Source organism: Haloarcula sp. CBA1115 (genome assembly GCF_000827835.1).
GTDB classification, from domain to species: Archaea; Halobacteriota; Halobacteria; order Halobacteriales; family Haloarculaceae; genus Haloarcula; species Haloarcula hispanica.
Genome location: NZ_CP010530.1, coordinates 80,716 through 97,671 on the forward strand (window position 1 = coordinate 80,716; position 16,956 = coordinate 97,671).

Below are 16,956 nucleotides of genomic sequence, written 5' to 3' on the forward strand. Positions count from 1 at the left end.
CAGCATAAATGTACGCCTATTTTTGTTACAGTCTTTGTCGGGCCGATATCGGCAGCCAGTCATTACAAGTACTCCCTCGCAGATAACATAGCTATGCAAATCACCGACTTCGAACTGTTCGCCGTGCCGCCGCGGTGGTTGCTTCTTAAACTGGAGACTGACGAGGGGATCGTCGGCTGGGGCGAGCCCATCGTTCAGGGCCGGTTGGAGACAGTCCGTGCCGCTGTTACCGAGCTTATCGAGGCGTATCTCCTTGGGGCCGACCCACTTCGAACCGAGTATCACTGGCGGAAGCTCTATCAGAGCGGGTACTTCCGCGGCGGGCCGATACTCATGAGCGCGCTCGCGGGCATCGACCACGCGCTCTGGGACATCAAGGGGCGGCACTACGGCGCACCGGTGCACGAACTACTCGGCGGGCACGTCCGCGATAAGCTACTCGTCTACCAGTGGCTCGGTGGCGATGATCCGCAAGACGTGGCCGCGGCCGCGAAAGAGGACCGAGAACGCGGCTACAGAGCGTTCAAGTTCAATTTCGCCCGGGAGTTTCGGCCGATTGAGACGCCGAACGCTGTCGATCATGCGGTTGAGCGTGTGGCTGCAATCCGTGACGCCGTCGGTGACGACGCCCTCGTCGGAGTCGACTTCCACGGCCGCGTCTCGAAACCGATGGCCGCGGATCTCGTCGAGCGACTCGAACAGTTCGATCTGATGTTCATCGACCAGCCGCTGCTCCCCGAACACGACGACTCGTTTGCCAGTATCGCCGAGCGGACGACTGTTCCGATAGCGACTGGCGAACGGTTTTATTCGCGTTATGACTTCAAGCGCCTCCTCGTTGACGACGGGGTGTCGATACTCCAGCCCGACGTGACCCACGTCGGTGGCATCAGCGAGATGCGCAAGGTCGCGTCGATGGCGGAAACGTTCGACGTAGCCGTCGTTCCACACTGTCCGCTCGGCCCCGTCGCGTTCGCGGCGAGCCTGCAGGTCGGGTTCTGCGCCCAGAACGTCGTGCTGCACGAACAGGACCTCGATCTACACGACCCGACGACGAGCCAGCGACTCAAGGTCCTGGAGGACCCGAAGACGTTCCAGTTCGAAGACGGCTACGTCAAACGGCCGACCGGCCCCGGACTCGGTATCGATCTCGACGAGACTCTCATCCGTGAACTGGCACAGACAGAGGTCAACTGGTACAACCCGGTATGGCACCACGAGGACGGGAGCGTCGCGGAGTGGTAGCTGGACACGGCAACCCAATGGGGCGGCCCACCCTGTGTATTTTTATGGCTCTGTTCCGTGCCAACAGGTATGCGAACTGCTGTACTGGTAGAACCAAATGAGTTCGAGCTGAAGGACCGTCCCAGACCGTCGCCCGGGCCCGACGACGTTCTTGTTGCCGTGCGCGACGTGGGTATCTGTGGCTCCGACGTCCACTACTACGAACACGGTCGTATCGGCGACTACGTCGTCGAAGACCCGCTCGTCCTCGGACACGAGAGCGCCGGTGAAGTCGTCGAAGTGGGCGAGAACGTTACGCACCACGAACCGGGCGACCGGGTCGCGCTCGAACCCGGTGTTCCGTGCCGGCGCTGTGCCCACTGCAAGCGCGGCGACTACCACCTCTGTGAGGAAGTGACGTTCATGGCGACGCCGCCACACGACGGCGCGTTCACGGAGTACGTCTCGTGGCCGGCCGACTTCGCCTACACGCTCCCGGAGGCCGTTTCCACTGCTGAAGGGGCACTGTGCGAGCCGCTTTCGGTCGGCATCCACGCCTGCCGCCGCGGCAGCGTCGGAACCGGGGATACAGTGCTGATAACCGGCGCCGGGCCGATTGGGCTGATGGTGCTGGAGGCCGCGCGTGCCGCGGGCGCGACGGACGTAATACTGACCGATGTCGTCGACGAAAAGCTGACCTTCGCCGAAGAACGGGGAGCGGACCTGACCGTCAACGTTACCGAAACGGATCTCGATGCGGCGGTCGCCGAGTACACGGACGGCGTCGGTGCTGATGTGGTCGTCGAAGCCTCCGGCGCGGAGCCGTCGATCAAGTCGACAATCGACGTGGTCCGTCGGGGCGGCACGGTCGTTCTGGTCGGACTCGCCAGCGAAGCGGAGGTCCCAATCGACGTGCTGGAACTCATCGACAACGAGGTCGACGTCCACGGCTCGTTCCGGTACAAGAACACCTATGACGCGGCTGTCGACCTGTTGGCCGACGGCGAAGTCGACGTTGAGGGAATCATCGACTTCGAATCCGAACTCGAAGATATCGACGACGCGTTCCGCCGAGCGATGGAGCCGACTGTGGTCAAGGGCATGATATCACTTGATTCGTAACCGGCACTGCATTGAGAAGACTGTCCCGGAAAAAGCGCGATATGATAGATATACAGGTATTACTGAATATTGGTAGTAATTTCAGCAGGCCCGTTGTACGCACGACCCCGTGACGCGATTCTGAAACAATTAATGAGGCGGTATATTATCTGAATGTACGGCCTCATAGCGCTTGAGGCCCATGTATTTGGGATCCGGAGGGTTTCGGCAGGTGCCCGAGAGATATAATTCTCCGACCTTCACACTGCCCAGAAATAGCCAGTATAGCGAAGTGAGATATTCTGTTTATTATAGTATTGCATGAAACTATTGCTTTTTCTAGATATCAGTTATATCCGGGTGGGACGTTCCATCAGAGCGGCGTGCCCGAGTGAGATACTCACGCACTGTGAGTAGCCGAACGGTTAAACCTCGCCACCGTTGTGGGCGGATATGGACCTCTCAATCGTCGATCTCTCTCCGGTCCCGAATGACGGAACTGCGGCTGACGCGTATTCGAACACCGTCGACGCGGCCCAGCAGGCCGAACGCCTCGGCTATTCCCGGTTCTGGGTGGCGGAACACCACGGGATGGGAAACAAGCTCGCAGGAACAACACCCGAGGTACTGCTCGGCAGCCTCGCCGCCGAAACCGACTCAATCCGCCTCGGATCGGGAGCAGTCCTGCTCAATCACTACAGTCCGTTCAAGGTCGCAGAACTGTTCGGTTCGCTCGACGCGCTCGCGCCGGGACGCATCGACGCGGGGCTTGGGCGGGCCAACGGCTCTCCGGCCGTCGACCAGGCACTCGGGACGAACCGACGTGTCCGGAACCCCGACGAAGACCACGCCGAAAAAATCGAAGCCGTCGTTTCGCACCTCTACGACGGCTACCCGGATGGACACGCGTACAGTGATCTTGAAATCCCCCGGTCAGGTGGGGAGACACCAGTCCCGTGGGTTCTCGGGTCAAGTCCGTCGAGCGCCGCGCTGGCCGGCGAGCTTGGTCTGCGCTACTGTTTCGCCGCGTTCATCCGACCGGGGTTAGCCACCCGTTCCTTCGAGGAATACCGAACCCACTTCGAATCCTCGCAGTTGGCCGGCGGCGTCGACGAGCCACAGGGAATGGTCGCGGTAAACGCGGTCTGTGCCGAAACCGACGAGGAAGCGGCGCGGCTCCGCGCCGTGGCGGAAGCGTCATTCAAGCGGATGGAACGCGGGGTTGTCGGCACGACACCATCTGTCGAGGAAGCAATCGACGAGCTCGGGGCTGTGCCCGAACCGACGCCTGCCACGCTGGATGCCGGTGAGTGGCCGCGGGCGATTTCCGGCAGTCCAGAGACACTCAGCGACATACTCGAACAACTGTCTGACCGTGTTGGCGTCGATGAGGTGATGATTCAGCACGTCGTCGGCAACCACGCTGACGCACTCCGCTCCCACGAGTTGCTCGCAGATGGTGTCGGCCTCACACCACGCTGACTCTCTCTATTGGCGTGGGATGTAAACGGAGTTCTATGTTATACTATCAAAAGTCCAGTTTATGCCACTAAATATTCGCTTGATAGCCTCTATTTGCGTTGTTTACACCACTATTTACCATATATGGAAGTATCTATTTCTGATTGTAGACAAATTACATAGATAGGGTTATTTTGGAGTGGTTTTCTATTTTGAGTGTCTTTTATATAAGTTCAAAAGTTAGTGTGCCAGCAGTTCCAGATACCGGCTGTTCGGGCCAGCTTAGTCGTTTGCGGCCGCGGGTGCGAACGGTTCCGTCGCTTCAGCTTCTGACAGGTCAGACACCGGCGACCACTCTAGGTCACGCTCGTACTCGAAGGCACGGTGGTCCTGCGTGGGATCGACGACTGTCAACGAGAGCCAGTTGTTGTCGAGTAGGTCTGCCAGTTCCGGGTGTTCAGCGAGGACGCCGTTGACGCGGTCGACCGGAGCGTGGATGACCGTCGAGAGGCGGAGCGGCTGGTGGTACGGGTCGTCGTCGGCCGCCATCAGCGACTGGAGCGGCAGGCCGGTCATCAGGTCGCCGCCGTTGCCCTGGTAGACGCCGACGTTGCCGACGGGGTTGTGGGTCACCTTCGAGCCGCTCCCGTAGACGGCGTTGTCGACCGTCGAGAAGTAGTACTGGGTGTTGATCCACTGCGTGACGACCATCGGGCCGGTGAGTATCGCTTCCAGCGCCTCGCCGTCAGCGTCAGTCGACCAGTCGTAGGAGTGGAGGAACGCGCGGCCGCCGAGGTCGACATCACTCGTCAGTTCGCGGGGGCCGACGACGAAGCCGGCGTTGCCGGCCAGGCCCCACTCGGGGCGGGTCTCGGCCCAGTCGGCGGCGCGGCGCTCCGTCTCGGTGACCCCTGATGAGGTGTCGGCACCCATGGACTCGGCACGCTCGGCGGCCGCGTTCTCGCGGGCAGTGGCGAGGTCGGCGCGCAACTGGTCGAGATCGGCAGCGTGGCTCTCGGGTACGTCGCTGTCGTACAGTTCCACCTCGTCAGTCGTCGTGTTGTGTTCGCCAGCGAGGAAGACGGTGTCTCCGGGGATTTCGAAACCGCGGTCGCGGAGCGCGGCCTTGACCTCGTCGTCGTTGCAGATTTTCGCCAGCACGCGGGCGTTCGGGCCGCCGGGATTTCCGGCGCAGGCCCCACAGTCCAGACTCGAATCGTAGGGATTGTTGGTCGTCTCACTGGCATGCCCGGTGAAGACGACGAGGCGGCTGAACGTCTCCCAGCCCATCAGGTCGAACGCGGTGGCGGCGTACTCGACTTTCTCGTCGGTGGTCAGTCCCACCGGCAGGTCACCGGCGTAGGTGTGCTGGTGGTGGACGAGCGGGTCACAGAACTCGTGTTCATCGGGTACCGAGTCGTCGACCGCGTCGAACAGGTCATGCACGCACCCGGGGACGAGCGTGCGGGCTGCGAGCGCGAGGCCGTACCCGCTCCCGGCAGTCTCGACGTAGCCGTAAGCTGTGGCGGCGTTGGCCTCTACCGTTTCGATGATTTCGTCGGCGGTCTCGCGGATGCCCGACAAGCGGTCGTGGCTCGCCTGGGTGTCGTCGTCGGTCGGCACGTCGGTGACGTGGTGCTGCGGGTCGAGAATCGGTGGACAGGCATTGACAGACACGTCGGTGTCGTATCCCTGGTACTCCATCGGGATCCCGAAGAAACCGGCGTACCCATGGGTCTCGTAGTCGCCCGCGGCCTCGATGTGACGGCGGATGATCTCCGAGCGCGTGTCGATACAGAAGACCATCTGTGCGTCCGGGCAGCCCGATTTGTCACTGTCGGCGAGCGACTGGCTCTCCGCGGCGACGGTCTCGACGAGGTCGCCGCGGTAGGTCGCCTCCCAGGCGCGCAGGAACGCCCCGGCGAGTTCGGCGGCCGGGTCCGGGTCGATGCTGTCGTTCGAGGGGGCGATATCAGCACCGACGGCATCTAGCAGGGCCAGACGCGCCGCGAGGTACCCCGCCAGTGAAATCGGGTACGCCGACTGCCACACGCCCTCGTCGTCGGCACGCTGCTTGATGAGTCCTGTCCAGCCCGGGAGGGCGGTCAGTTGCTCCTCGAAAACCGGCACCCACTGACTCACCGGGTACGGTGCGAGCACCGCTTCGATGGCCGCAGTCGGCGTTTCGGGCAGATCAGTAATAATTCCCTCGTCGGGGATTTCGCTGTCGTGCTCAGCCACTCCGCGGAAAGCTGTGTAGAATCCCGCTTCGCGGTTCGGCATCGACCAGTGGGCGCTCCCCTCGTCGAGGAACGTCGACAGCCACTTCGTCAGCACCTGGTCGACGCGGTCGGTGGCGGTGTCGGAATCGCCTTTCGAGGCATCGGTCGCTGTGGCCATCCGGTCGAGCAGTACCTCGGGGTCGTTCTCGTAGCCGGCCTCGGAGAGTTCCGCGTCGAGAATCTCCGGGTCTATCTGGCCGTGTTGTAGCGCCGCACGGAACGTCTCTGCGCTGGGGTAGCCACGGCCGCCCAACAGGTCGGCTGCCTGCGTGACTGCCTCACTGAACGGCTGGTCCTCGAACCCCGTGAGGGGGTTTGCTGTCACGAACGAGTGGATGGGCCAGAGGGAGCCGACGGTGGTCGCTGCGGTGTCGATACTGTCGTGGATGGTGGATTCAGTACTCATTGTAGTCCTCCGTAGCAGTTAGCACAGTGTCGGCTGCCGGTTGACCGGCGTTCAGCAGCGCCACGTAGAGGCGCTGGCTGCGCTCGTGAACCCCGGTCTCGATGCCGGTGTAGATGCCGACGAAGACGACGGCGATAATGCCGTGGAGCAGGGTCAGTTCGGTCGTTGCCGGGCTGACAGGCATGAGCCCCGAGACGCCCGTATAGACCGCGGCGTAGATGACGATAGCCGGGAAGAAGACCACTGGGACGGCCCCGTAGCGGGCCGCCGTTGGAAGCGAGGTATGCTGTACGGCGCTACGGGCCGCGTGGAGCGTCGTGAACACCACAAAGAACGTCAGCAGGAGGCCGCTGTCGACCTTCGTCCCTTTCCCCGTCAGCACCGCGAACACTGCGCCGCCGGCGATGCCGGTCAGCAGTGTGACGATGACACCGATGATGCTCGTCGTCGTTCCTACCGTGTGCGGCGTCCCCTCGCTGGGGCTAGTGTGTTCAATTTGGCCGCCGGCACTGAGGAACTGGTAGGCCTTGTAGAAGCCGTGGAGGATGAGGTGGGTAATAGCAGCCCCGAAGAAGCCGAGGCCGGCCTGCATGATCATGAATCCCATCTGGCCGACCGTCGAACAGCCGAGTTTACCCTTGATGTCGGTCTGGACCGACTTCAGGAGTTTCCCGCCGATGGCGCTTGCACCGCCGACGGCGACGATTGCGAGCATGAGCGCAGGGTCGACAGTGATGACTGGGGCGAAGCGGGTCAACAGGATGCCGCCGGCGTTGACGAATCCAGCGTGCATCAGCGCCGAGGCGGGCGTCGGTGCGGTCATCGAAGAGAGAAGCCAGCCGTGGAACGGGAGCAGAGCGGACTGAATCATCGCTGCGAGCACGAGCGCGCCGGCGGCGACCAGCCACACCGGGCCACCGAGTGCGTCGGCAGCCGCCGTAACTCCGGTGACTGTGGTCGCATCGGTCGTCCACCACAGCGCCGTTAGCGCGACGGCGAGAAGCGCGCTGCTGGCGATGAAGTACTTGCGGGCGACCGTCGCAGCCGCCTGTGCCTGGTCCCAGCCGCCGACGATTCCGATGAGTTTCGCCATCAGCAGCCCCATCGCGAGCCACAGCGCCCCGAACAGGGCAAGGTGGTCAGCCGCGACCAGTCCCATCACGACCACCGTGAAACCGAATACAGTGGCGAAAAAGCCCGTTTTGAGGCGGCTGCCTGCCAGGTAGCGGCGCGAGTAGCTGTGAACGATACCGCTGAAGAAGGTGGCGACCACCCACATCAGGACGGTCAGCCCATCGACAGCAACAACGCCGGGTATCTCCCACGCGACTCCGGTTCGGACCCGAACGGCAAGCACAGCAATGCTCGCGGCAAACATCGACCACACGAGCCATGTGAGTGCGACGGGTACGAGCGGCGAGTCAGCCGTCGTGTCCGGGAGTGATCCAACCGTCTTCGGTGAGTTGTGTCCTGACATCGTTTTTCGTGACTGATCACGGCAATCACGGAATGTGATTGACCAGTTCCGGTTGTCTTCATCCCTAGTGCGAACGGACTGATTATTAAATCCTTCTATACTACCAATTTGTTCCTAAAATAGTAGATTATAGAACATTATGTTTTTGTGGTTGAAGCTCGGTCGAGAACCACCGCCAGGGGAGTAAGCGGGTACCTCGCGGCCTGTGCTGGCAACACCGTTCGATTACGAGTCCGCTGTACACACGTACACAGATTCGACTATGAGGGACCGAGTGAGTATTGAGATGGAGCGATATTACCAAACTGTTCGGAGAGGCTGCTCAGGAAAGCAGATCGTTGCCGGGCATGAGACGGTTACTCTCATACCCTGTCTGACCGCGTCGTCCCGGGCACGCAGGTGTCCAGAGCGTAACCCTGTGGTCGCGGCGGCGTCGTCAGCTAGCTACCGTTTTCGGAATCGAACTTACCGAAAGGCGTCGTCTCATGGCTCCGAACGAGTACTTCGTCGGCCACTGTCAGGCCCATATCGAGAAGTGCCTGTGCGACAGGGGTGATATCGCTATCCGATTCGCCGACAGCCGTCACGAGGAGATTCTCCTCGCCGGTGACCAGTTCCTGTACCGATACCACACCGTCTATATCCAGAATTTTCGGGATTAAATCGCCTCGCTCGGGAATCGACGCAGTGCAGTAAAGCAGCATCCGGAGCGGATAGCCCGCCTGCTGATAGTCGACGTCAGCGCTGTAGCCCTTAATCACCTCGCTGGACTCGAGATGGTTAATGCGCTTGCGGACGGTGCTGTCGGACGTATCGGTTCGCTCTGCGATGTCCCCGGACGACATGTTTCGAGCATCCTCCTGTAATGCGTACAGGATTGCCCTGTCCACGTCGTCGATTTCCTCGTCAGCCATACTAGTGTGTCCACAGCAAGGACACTTTACTGTTGTACGTTCCCCCGATCCGCTGTTGTGGCTGTCAGCGGTAGCAGCGAGGTCTCGAACGCGCCAGCCGCAGCTTGTGAATAGATGCAGCATGTCTCAGGGTGGATAACAGCGGGGAAGTTGCGCTCTCGACGAGCATACGTGACACGGACTGCCGGGACAACCGACCGGAGTCCGTGACGGCGGCCAGTTTTCAGGCGCGCCTAAATTCCGAAGCAGTTATATATTTTTAGGTGGGCCTAACAATCATGTCGAGAGATGATACAAACCACAAGTCCCCGACTAGACGTGACTACATGAAGTATGGTGGCGCGGTGATAGGTGGGGGGTTGTTGGCGGGCTGTGTAGGTCAATCCGACTCCAAGTCAACTCCGAGCGAGCGAGGCACAGGCGACGGGTCGACCTCAATGGCCGAACCAACCACGGCTGATGACGGGTACTTGGTTACAATGTCGCCCATGGGAACCGTCGAGTTCGAAACGGTCCCCCAGAGTGTGTTCACGATACTGGGCCACCACGTAGACATGCTGGTCGCGCTTGGGCGAGGCGACGCGATCAACGCGATGCACGCGCCTGAATACCACCAATCGCTGTATCAGAAGTTCCTCCACCGACTGGAGGGAGTCTCAATCGACTGGGATGACCTGTACTCTTCGTGGCCGCCGTCGAAAGAGAAACTGTACGAACTCGATAGCGATGTCCATATAGCGGACCCAGCGAAGGTTGCGACGGCCGAGGGATGGGACGACAGTAGCCTCGAAGAGATAGGCTCGAACGTCGGCCCGTGGTTCGGGAACACGCTCAGCGGCACTCATCAGAAACCGCCATCAGGCTGGGCTGATGCGTACGAATACTATACGCTCTGGGAGATCTTCGGAAAGATCGCGCAGGTGTTCCGAGAGAGCGACCGGTACGAGGCACTCACATCGGTCCGCGAATCGATGCTGCAGACTATCAGAGCGGGCCTGCCCCCGGAACAGGAGCGGCCGAGCGCGGCCATGGTCCTGTTCTCCACATCCGACGAGAAAATATGGGGGTACAAAATGAACCATCCGGGCTACTACGCTGCCCACACCCGCCCGCTGGGTGCTACCGATGCGTTAGCCGACGCCGTTGGTGACGAGTACGGCGACGACGGGCGGAATATCACGCTCGACTCCGAACTGCTTCTCGACGCCGACCCGGACGTGTTACTCGTCCTCGGGCCGATGACGGGGTACCACAATCTCGACGACATTCGGTCACAACTGGCAGACGACGAGGTACTGAGAAAGATAACTGCCGTCCAAGAGGGGCGGATATACGCTCAAGGTGCCCGTCGGCAGGGTCCGATCCTGAACCTGTTTCAGACTGAAATGACCGCGAAACAACTGTACCCCGACCAGTTCGGTGAGTGGCCGGGCTACGTCGACGGCGAGCCATACCCCGAACTCCCCGTCGAGGAACAGCTGTTTGACCGCCAGCGTGTCGCTGACGTAATCACGGGTGAGGGACAGTGACTGACCCCGGTAGACCGGCGCTTGAACAGCCGACACGCAGAGATTATATCAAGGGAGCCGGGCTGATTGCGGGCGGCAGTTTGCTCGCCGGGTGTTCGAGCAACTCCGCCACGGACTCTACCGCGACTGAGCCAACGGAGACAACCGAGACCCCAACAGCGACTGAGACTGAATCATACACTGTCAATATGGAGCCGGTGGGCGACGTTACGTTCCAGACGGTTCCCGAGCGATGGCTCCCCTACGGTGGCACTTACGCCGATATGGGCGTGGCACTCGGGCAGGCCGATGGCCTCACAGGTATCGGCGGGGCGGACCGCTACTACACGTACGTCTACGATGAGCTTCCCGGTGTGTCCGTCGACCAGGAGACGATTGACGCGAATCCGGAGGTCCGAACGAAAGAGGAGTTTTACGAACTCGACAGCGACGTGCACCTCTATGACCCAGGGATGCTCATCAACTGGTTCGACTGGTCGCAGTCGGACGTCGACGAAATCGCCGAAAACGTCGCTCCGTTCATCGGGAATCTGATCTTCCGTCGCTCCGACGAGTGGCACGACTACCGGTACTACACCCTGTATCAAGCCTTCGAGAAGGTTGCTGAGGTCTTCCAGGAACAGGCTCGGTACAAGGCGTTCAAACAGCTACACGACGACTTTATCGCGGACCTGCAGAGTCAGCTCCCGCCAGCTGAGGAGCGTCCGAACGTCCTCCTTACGTTCGAGGGCACCGACGAACCGGAGTCGTTCTCGCCCTATCGGCTGAACGACAACGGCACGAGCAAGAAGCAGTGGCGTGATCTCGGCGTCACCGACGCGCTTGCCGGAACCGATATCGAGAACCTCAGCACGACCAATCGGGGCGAGTACGACTACGAAACGCTTCTCTCAGTCGATCCGGACGTTATCCTCGTCCGCGGCCACGAGCGAAAATCTGCGACCGAGTTCCGGGAGACCGTTCTACAGTTCATGCAGGACCACAGCGTCGGGAGCCAACTGACCGCGGTACAGAACGGACGCGTGTATCGCGGTGGCTACCTCCGACAGGGTCCGATTCACAATTTCTTCCTGACAGAACGGGCGGCCCAACAACTCTATCCCGATATCTTCGGCGACGTGACCTCAGACACCGAACTCTTCGACCGGGAGCGAATCGCCGATATCGTCACGGGTGAGTTCGAATGAGTGGCCCGGACGGAGCAACGTTCGAACGACCGACGCGGAGAGAAGTCGTGAAAGGCGGTGGTACACTCGCCCTCGGTGGACTACTCGCCGGATGTTTGGGCAACAGCAGTCAGGAATCTTCGGAAGCCGGGACCGGCGACAGGGCCACGGATACCGAACCGAGCGCTACCGGGCCAGCGACTTCCGACGGAACGTATTCGGTGACGATGGAGCCAGTCGGAACCGTCGAGTTCGAAACTGTGCCCGAGACAATCGCCCCCTTCACCGCGGACTACATCGATATGCTGGTCGCGCTCGGTCACGGCGACGCAGTACAATCAATCTGGTACCGTGGACGGTACAAGACGCTGCACTACGAGGAACTCGATGGAGTGTCTATAGACCTCAACGCCCTCACACAGCTCTGGAGCGACGGCGTCTCGAAGGAGGCGTTCTACGAGATGGACGCGGATCTGCATCTCATCGATCCGCACGCACTGACACACTGGCTCAAAGCATGGGAACAGTCCGACCTCACGGAAGTCCGGGAGAACGTCGCTCCGTTTATTGGAAACCTCGTTTTCCGACGGACTGACGACTGGCACAACTACCGGTACTACAGCCTGTACGAGGCTTTCGAGAAGGTGGCTGAGATGGTTCAGGAACGGGCGCGCTTCGAGGCGATCCGTTCAATCCATGACGAGCTAGCCGAAACGGTGCAGGCTCGGCTCCCGGCACCAGAGGAGCGACCGAACGCCGCGCTCATGTTCGCCGGCGAGGAGCCGGAAGCGTTCACGCCGTATCGGATCAGCGGGAACGGGGCCAACAAGGAACACTTCCAAACGCTCGGAATTGCCGACGCGTTCTCCGACACCGGAATCGAGGGGTACTCCGGCTCGGAGTCGCTCGATTACGAAGCGTTGCTGGAGATAGATCCAGACTCACTCCTTCTGCGATACCATCGCGAGGGGAAGACCCGTGAGGAGTTCGAGAACTCAGTGCTCGCCCATATGAAAGAGCACGAAGTGGGCAGCCGGTTGAGGGCCGTCCAGAACGACAGGGTGTTTCGCGGCGGTCCGATCTACACCGGCCCGTTGCACAACCTATTCATGATCGAACGGTACGCGAAGCGCTACTTCCCCGAGACGTTCACAGAGGCGCAGTTGTTCGACCGAGAACGCCTCGCGAGGATTATTACAGAAGGAGTTGCCGAGTGAGAGACAGGTCCGTGCCACCGCGACACCCGCTCTCAGAGGAGTAGGTGGATGTCCCCGTCGCGGTGGAAGCGGGTCGTATAGCTGAATACAAATAATTACTATAATTATAGTAAACTCATAGCAGCTTCTATTTACCCCGGCAGCGAAGCTCAGTGCTGATGACTGAAGTGACAGCAGCGACCGATACGCGCGGCCTCGAAACCGTGCTACTCGCGGTCGGTAGCCGCGACGACGCCCGAGTCGACACGCTCGTCGATGCCGTTACTGAAGTCACGGTGCCGACAGACGCGACAGTAATCATCGCACATGTGTTCGATCCGGACTCGTACCGGGAGGCGGTAGAGCAACTGCTCGAAACGCCAGACGAAAACATCGACCCGGACGAGCTGGCCGCACAGATGTCGGTCACCCAGGAGATCATCGACGAGCTGGAAGCCGAGTCGGTGACGACTGTCCCCCGTGCGACGACTGGGACGAGTGGGGAAGGTATCGTTTCCATCGCGAGAGACGTGTCCGCCGACCGCGTGATTGTCGGCGGGCGGCAGCGCTCTCCGGCGGGGAAGGCTATCTTCGGGAGCACGGCTCAGGAGGTGATGTTGAACGCCCCGTGCCCGGTTACGTTCGTTCGCGACCGATGACCGGGCAGACTGCGTTCCGGGCCTTACCCGACGCCGCCCGCTCCCAGTGGCTTCGCCGTGGTACGAAAAGACTTGGAAAGACTTTTACACAGATTCGAGTTCATTTTTACACGGATGTCCACAGCCACCATACGGAACGTCCTCAGCGGTGACGGCGACCGGTTCGTCTACGTCGTCTCCGCGTTAGCCGCGCTGAACGGACTATTGTTCGGGTTCGACACCGGGATCATCTCGGGCGCGTTCCTGTTCATCCAGGACTCGTTCGTCATGTCGCCGCTCGTCGAGGGAATCATCGTCAGTGGTGCGATGGCCGGGGCCGCGGCCGGTGCGGCCGTCGGCGGCCAGTTAGCCGACCGCCTCGGTCGCCGCCGCCTCATCCTCATCGCGGCCATCGTGTTCTTCGTCGGGTCGTTCACGATGGCTGTCGCGCCGAACGTCCCCGTCCTCGTCGCCGGTCGGCTTATCGACGGCGTCGCTATCGGTTTCGCGTCGATTGTCGGCCCGCTGTACATCTCCGAAATCGCGCCGCCCAGGATTCGCGGCGGGCTCACCTCCCTCAATCAGCTCATGGTGACCACCGGAATCCTCCTCTCGTATTTCGTCAACTACGCGTTCGCCGACGCGGGCGCGTGGCGCTGGATGCTCGGTGCCGGGATGGTCCCAGCCGTCGTCCTCGCTATCGGCATTCTGAAGATGCCCGAAAGCCCACGCTGGCTCTTCGAGCACGGACGGAAAGACGAGGCGAGAGCCGTCCTCAAGCGGACGCGGTCCGGCGGCGTCGAGGAAGAACTCGGTGATATCGAGGAGACCGTCGAGACACAGTCCGAAACCGGCGTCCGGGACCTGCTGGCTCCGTGGCTCCGCCCAGCGCTCGTGGTCGGGCTCGGACTCGCCGTGTTCCAGCAGATCACCGGCATCAACGCGGTCATTTACTACGCCCCGACGATTCTCGAATCCACCGGGCTGGGAAACGTGGCCTCAATCCTTGCGACAGTCGGTATCGGAACGATCAACGTGGTGATGACCATCGTGGCGATCCTGCTCGTCGACCGTGTCGGTCGTCGTCGACTGCTCCTCGTCGGTGTCGGCGGGATGGTCGCGACGCTCGCCGTCCTCGGTACTGTGTTCTACCTTCCCGGTCTCGGCGGGGGCCTCGGCGTCATCGCCACGATCAGTCTGATGCTGTTCGTGTCCTTCTTCGCAATCGGTCTCGGCCCGGTTTTCTGGCTCCTGATCTCTGAGATATACCCGCTTTCCGTTCGCGGGTCAGCGATGGGCGTCGTCACCGTCGCCAACTGGGGTGCGAATCTCCTCGTGTCGCTGACCTTCCCCGTCCTGACTGACGGCGTCGGAACCTCTGCGACGTTCTGGCTGTTCGGCCTCTGCAGCCTCGTAGGGTTGGTGTTCGTTTACCGCTACGTCCCCGAAACCAAGGGCCGGACGCTGGAGGCAATCGAAGACGACCTCCGGCAGAACATCTCGCTGGCTGACTGAGTCGACCATCGGAACGGCGGGCGGGTCCACCGCTCCCGTTTTTTACACCCCAAGGCGGTCTAACGCGCTGTCGAGCCTCGGGAGTCCGTCGTCGCCGAAAAACCGGACGTTCTCCAGGGCGTGGAAGGCGATATACACGTCGCGCCGTTCGTCGAAGTACCGCTCGGAGATATTGCGGTGGCGGCGGTACTCATTGTAGAACGCAGCGCCGATCGAGTCCAGTCGGTCGACGTACGCCAGGTCTACTTCAGCGTGGCCGAAATATATCGCTGGATCGAGGACGGCCCGAACGGTTCCGTCAGCCACGACAACGTTTCCGGGGTGGATGTCGCCGTGCAGCAGCGACGGCGTGGCCGGCTCGACGAGACGAGTATCGAGCGTTTCCGCCAGTCGCTGCACCCGGTCGAACTCGGTGGCTGGCAGAGCCCCAGCGTCCCGCGCAGTCCTTGCGAACGGGAGAAGCCGTCGCTCGCGGAAGAAGTCGATCCACGACTCGGTCCACGGGTTCGACTGGCTGAACGGCCCCGAGAGGGTATCGAACGGAAAGCCGAACGCGTCGGCCGAGACGTCATGGAGAGACGCGACGTGGCGCGCGAGGTCGCGTTCGGCCCGTTCACCGAATCGGCCGTCTCCGCGGACGAACGACAGCACGAGCAGTTCCGGTTCGACGTGGAGGACGTCCGGAACGGGGAGCGGCGTGTCACGGTCGAGGTACTGAAGCATTGCCGCCTCGATTCCGAGCGGCGAGTCGTCGACTTTCACCGCCACGTCAGGACGGTCGCGAAACGTCACACGGTAGACCGACCCGACTTCCCCGCCGTCGAGTGCCGTCGCGCTTTGAGCGTCGGCGTCCAGTACGCTCGAAACCCGTTGTCGCACTGTCGCCGTCATCTGTTCCGCGCCCGTCTCCTCGTCCATATTCGGCATACGATAAGGCGTCCAATAGGTCTGTTTGTCTCTGTCTCAGCAGCGAAAACAAAGCCATCCGAACCTCACTGCAGACTCCGATTACAGGCAGCACTCGAAACGAGTGGTGACGCTACACGGATCGGTCGGTGCTGTCACCGAACTGCACGACGAGGCGTTCCGTGGCGAGAGCGTACACTGTCATCTCTGTCCCCTTCTCCGAGTACCACGTTTCGGCGGGTTCGATAAGGTCAGCTTCACAGAGACGGTCGAGGTGATAGGAGACGCTCTGGAGCGAGCGGTCGACTGCATCGGCGATATCCGACGCGGTCCGCGGTTCGTTCCTGACTGCCCCCAGTATCTCCTGAGCAGCCTCAGACGAGAGAATCTGAAGGACGTCAGTCGGTTCGGTACCGTTGACTACGACGTTCGTCTGCTCTCGGGGTGCATAGTCAACTGGCGGGTGATGGGGGAAGACGCTTGCCATGGATTGTAGGGAGGGTATTGACGTTCGCTTCTATTTGTTCGGCTCAATCCGAACAAACCAATCAAACAATTTAATACTTACGGAATAAATAGCCTGAGGTATGACGCAGCAGGACACGCGGCAAACAGGGCAGCCAGTTCGGATGCATGAGTGATGACGACAGCGCGGTCGCACGCGAACGCGTCATCGAATCGATGGAGCAATCGGCCGAGGTGTACGGCCTCAGCCGAAGCGCCGGGCGCATCTACGGCGTGCTGTACTTCGCATCGGACCCCCTCTCCATCCCAGAACTCGTCGAAGAAACCGGCTACGCGAAATCGACGGTGAGTAACGTCACACGGACGCTGTCGCGTATCGGGCTCATCCACCGCAGGTCGTCTGCAGGGGGCGGCAGACGAGTCCGGTTCGAGGCCGAACGTGAGGTCTGGTTCATCCTGCAGGACGTGTTCCAGCAGTACATCCAACGGGAAGTCCAGACGACGCTCAGGACCATCCGCCGGGCGGAAGAGCAGGTATCAGCAGAGACTCGCGAGCAAGAGCGCGTTCGAAATCTCCGTGAAACGTACGAAGACCTGGAGGAGATCGTACAGCTCGCGTCGGAGTACTCCGCCGCAGAACTCCGCGAGGCGCTCGAGTCCTACGAGCGGTAGTCAC

General features: G+C 61.2%; 14 protein-coding genes. 9 read left to right on the top strand and 5 right to left on the bottom strand.

What is annotated here, in order from left to right; translation table 11 throughout:
- Positions 1 to 93 precede the first annotated feature (93 nt).
- The 3 genes from dgoD (at position 94) to SG26_RS17370 (ending at position 3,807) form a co-directional block, all read left to right on the top strand.
- A complete protein-coding gene (gene dgoD / locus SG26_RS17360; protein ID WP_050038331.1) occupies positions 94 to 1,245 on the top strand; it encodes a galactonate dehydratase in 1,152 nt (383 codons plus the stop codon).
- Between the two features lie 69 nt (positions 1,246 to 1,314).
- Positions 1,315 to 2,346: an NAD(P)-dependent alcohol dehydrogenase gene (locus SG26_RS17365; protein WP_050038332.1), complete on the top strand. Its 1,032-nt coding sequence runs from the start codon at positions 1,315 to 1,317 to the stop codon at positions 2,344 to 2,346.
- A gap of 432 nt (positions 2,347 to 2,778) precedes the next feature.
- Positions 2,779 to 3,807 (top strand): LLM class flavin-dependent oxidoreductase, encoded by a 1,029-nt coding sequence (locus SG26_RS17370; RefSeq protein WP_050038333.1) that lies wholly within the window; start codon positions 2,779 to 2,781, stop codon positions 3,805 to 3,807.
- 261 nt (positions 3,808 to 4,068) lie between these two features.
- On the opposite strand, the gene SG26_RS17375 is transcribed toward SG26_RS17370, so the two are convergent.
- The 3 genes from SG26_RS17375 to SG26_RS17385 all read right to left on the bottom strand — a co-directional run bounded on the left by SG26_RS17375 (position 4,069) and on the right by SG26_RS17385 (position 8,865).
- The gene (locus tag SG26_RS17375; protein ID WP_050038334.1) at positions 4,069 to 6,474 is read right to left on the bottom strand and encodes a DUF2309 domain-containing protein; all 2,406 of its coding nucleotides are present in this window, start codon (positions 6,472 to 6,474) and stop codon (positions 4,069 to 4,071) included.
- Positions 6,464 to 7,951: a proton-conducting transporter membrane subunit gene (locus SG26_RS17380; protein WP_050038335.1), complete on the bottom strand. Its 1,488-nt coding sequence runs from the start codon at positions 7,949 to 7,951 to the stop codon at positions 6,464 to 6,466. The genes SG26_RS17375 and SG26_RS17380 overlap by 11 nt, the downstream gene beginning before the upstream one ends.
- 440 nt (positions 7,952 to 8,391) lie before the next feature.
- Entirely contained in the window at positions 8,392 to 8,865 is a 474-nt protein-coding gene (locus SG26_RS17385) for an Lrp/AsnC family transcriptional regulator (RefSeq protein WP_014031125.1), read from the bottom strand.
- Positions 8,866 to 9,143: 278 nt separating this feature from the next.
- Here SG26_RS17385 and SG26_RS17390 point away from each other — a divergent pair, with 278 nt between their 5' ends.
- The 5 genes from SG26_RS17390 (at position 9,144) to SG26_RS17410 (ending at position 14,909) form a co-directional block, all read left to right on the top strand.
- Complete coding sequence (locus SG26_RS17390; protein WP_369802699.1) at positions 9,144 to 10,394, top strand: ABC transporter substrate-binding protein; 1,251 nt, start codon at positions 9,144 to 9,146, stop codon at positions 10,392 to 10,394.
- A complete protein-coding gene (locus SG26_RS17395) occupies positions 10,391 to 11,581 on the top strand; it encodes an ABC transporter substrate-binding protein (RefSeq protein ID WP_050038336.1) in 1,191 nt (396 codons plus the stop codon). The genes SG26_RS17390 and SG26_RS17395 overlap by 4 nt, the downstream gene beginning before the upstream one ends.
- Positions 11,578 to 12,777, top strand: coding sequence for an ABC transporter substrate-binding protein (locus SG26_RS17400; RefSeq protein ID WP_050038337.1), 1,200 nt, complete (start codon positions 11,578 to 11,580; stop codon positions 12,775 to 12,777). Before SG26_RS17395 ends, SG26_RS17400 begins: the two co-directional genes overlap by 4 nt.
- A 158-nt stretch (positions 12,778 to 12,935) precedes the next feature.
- Complete coding sequence (locus SG26_RS17405) at positions 12,936 to 13,415, top strand: universal stress protein (protein WP_050038338.1); 480 nt, start codon at positions 12,936 to 12,938, stop codon at positions 13,413 to 13,415.
- 114 nt (positions 13,416 to 13,529) lie between these two features.
- A complete protein-coding gene (locus tag SG26_RS17410) occupies positions 13,530 to 14,909 on the top strand; it encodes a sugar porter family MFS transporter (RefSeq protein ID WP_050038339.1) in 1,380 nt (459 codons plus the stop codon).
- A gap of 42 nt (positions 14,910 to 14,951) precedes the next feature.
- Here SG26_RS17410 and SG26_RS17415 read toward each other — a convergent pair whose 3' ends face one another.
- Positions 14,952 to 15,827 carry a fructosamine kinase family protein gene (locus tag SG26_RS17415; RefSeq protein WP_050038340.1) on the bottom strand — a complete coding sequence of 292 codons (876 nt, stop codon included), beginning with the start codon at positions 15,825 to 15,827 and terminating at the stop codon, positions 14,952 to 14,954.
- 121 nt (positions 15,828 to 15,948) lie between these two features.
- Positions 15,949 to 16,302, bottom strand: coding sequence for a transcriptional regulator (locus tag SG26_RS17420; RefSeq protein ID WP_014031118.1), 354 nt, complete (start codon positions 16,300 to 16,302; stop codon positions 15,949 to 15,951).
- A 146-nt stretch (positions 16,303 to 16,448) separates the two neighbouring features.
- Between SG26_RS17420 and SG26_RS17425 the strand changes: the two genes are divergently transcribed.
- The gene (locus SG26_RS17425; protein ID WP_014031117.1) at positions 16,449 to 16,952 is read left to right on the top strand and encodes a GbsR/MarR family transcriptional regulator; all 504 of its coding nucleotides are present in this window, start codon (positions 16,449 to 16,451) and stop codon (positions 16,950 to 16,952) included.
- The last annotated feature ends 4 nt before the right edge of the window (positions 16,953 to 16,956 follow it).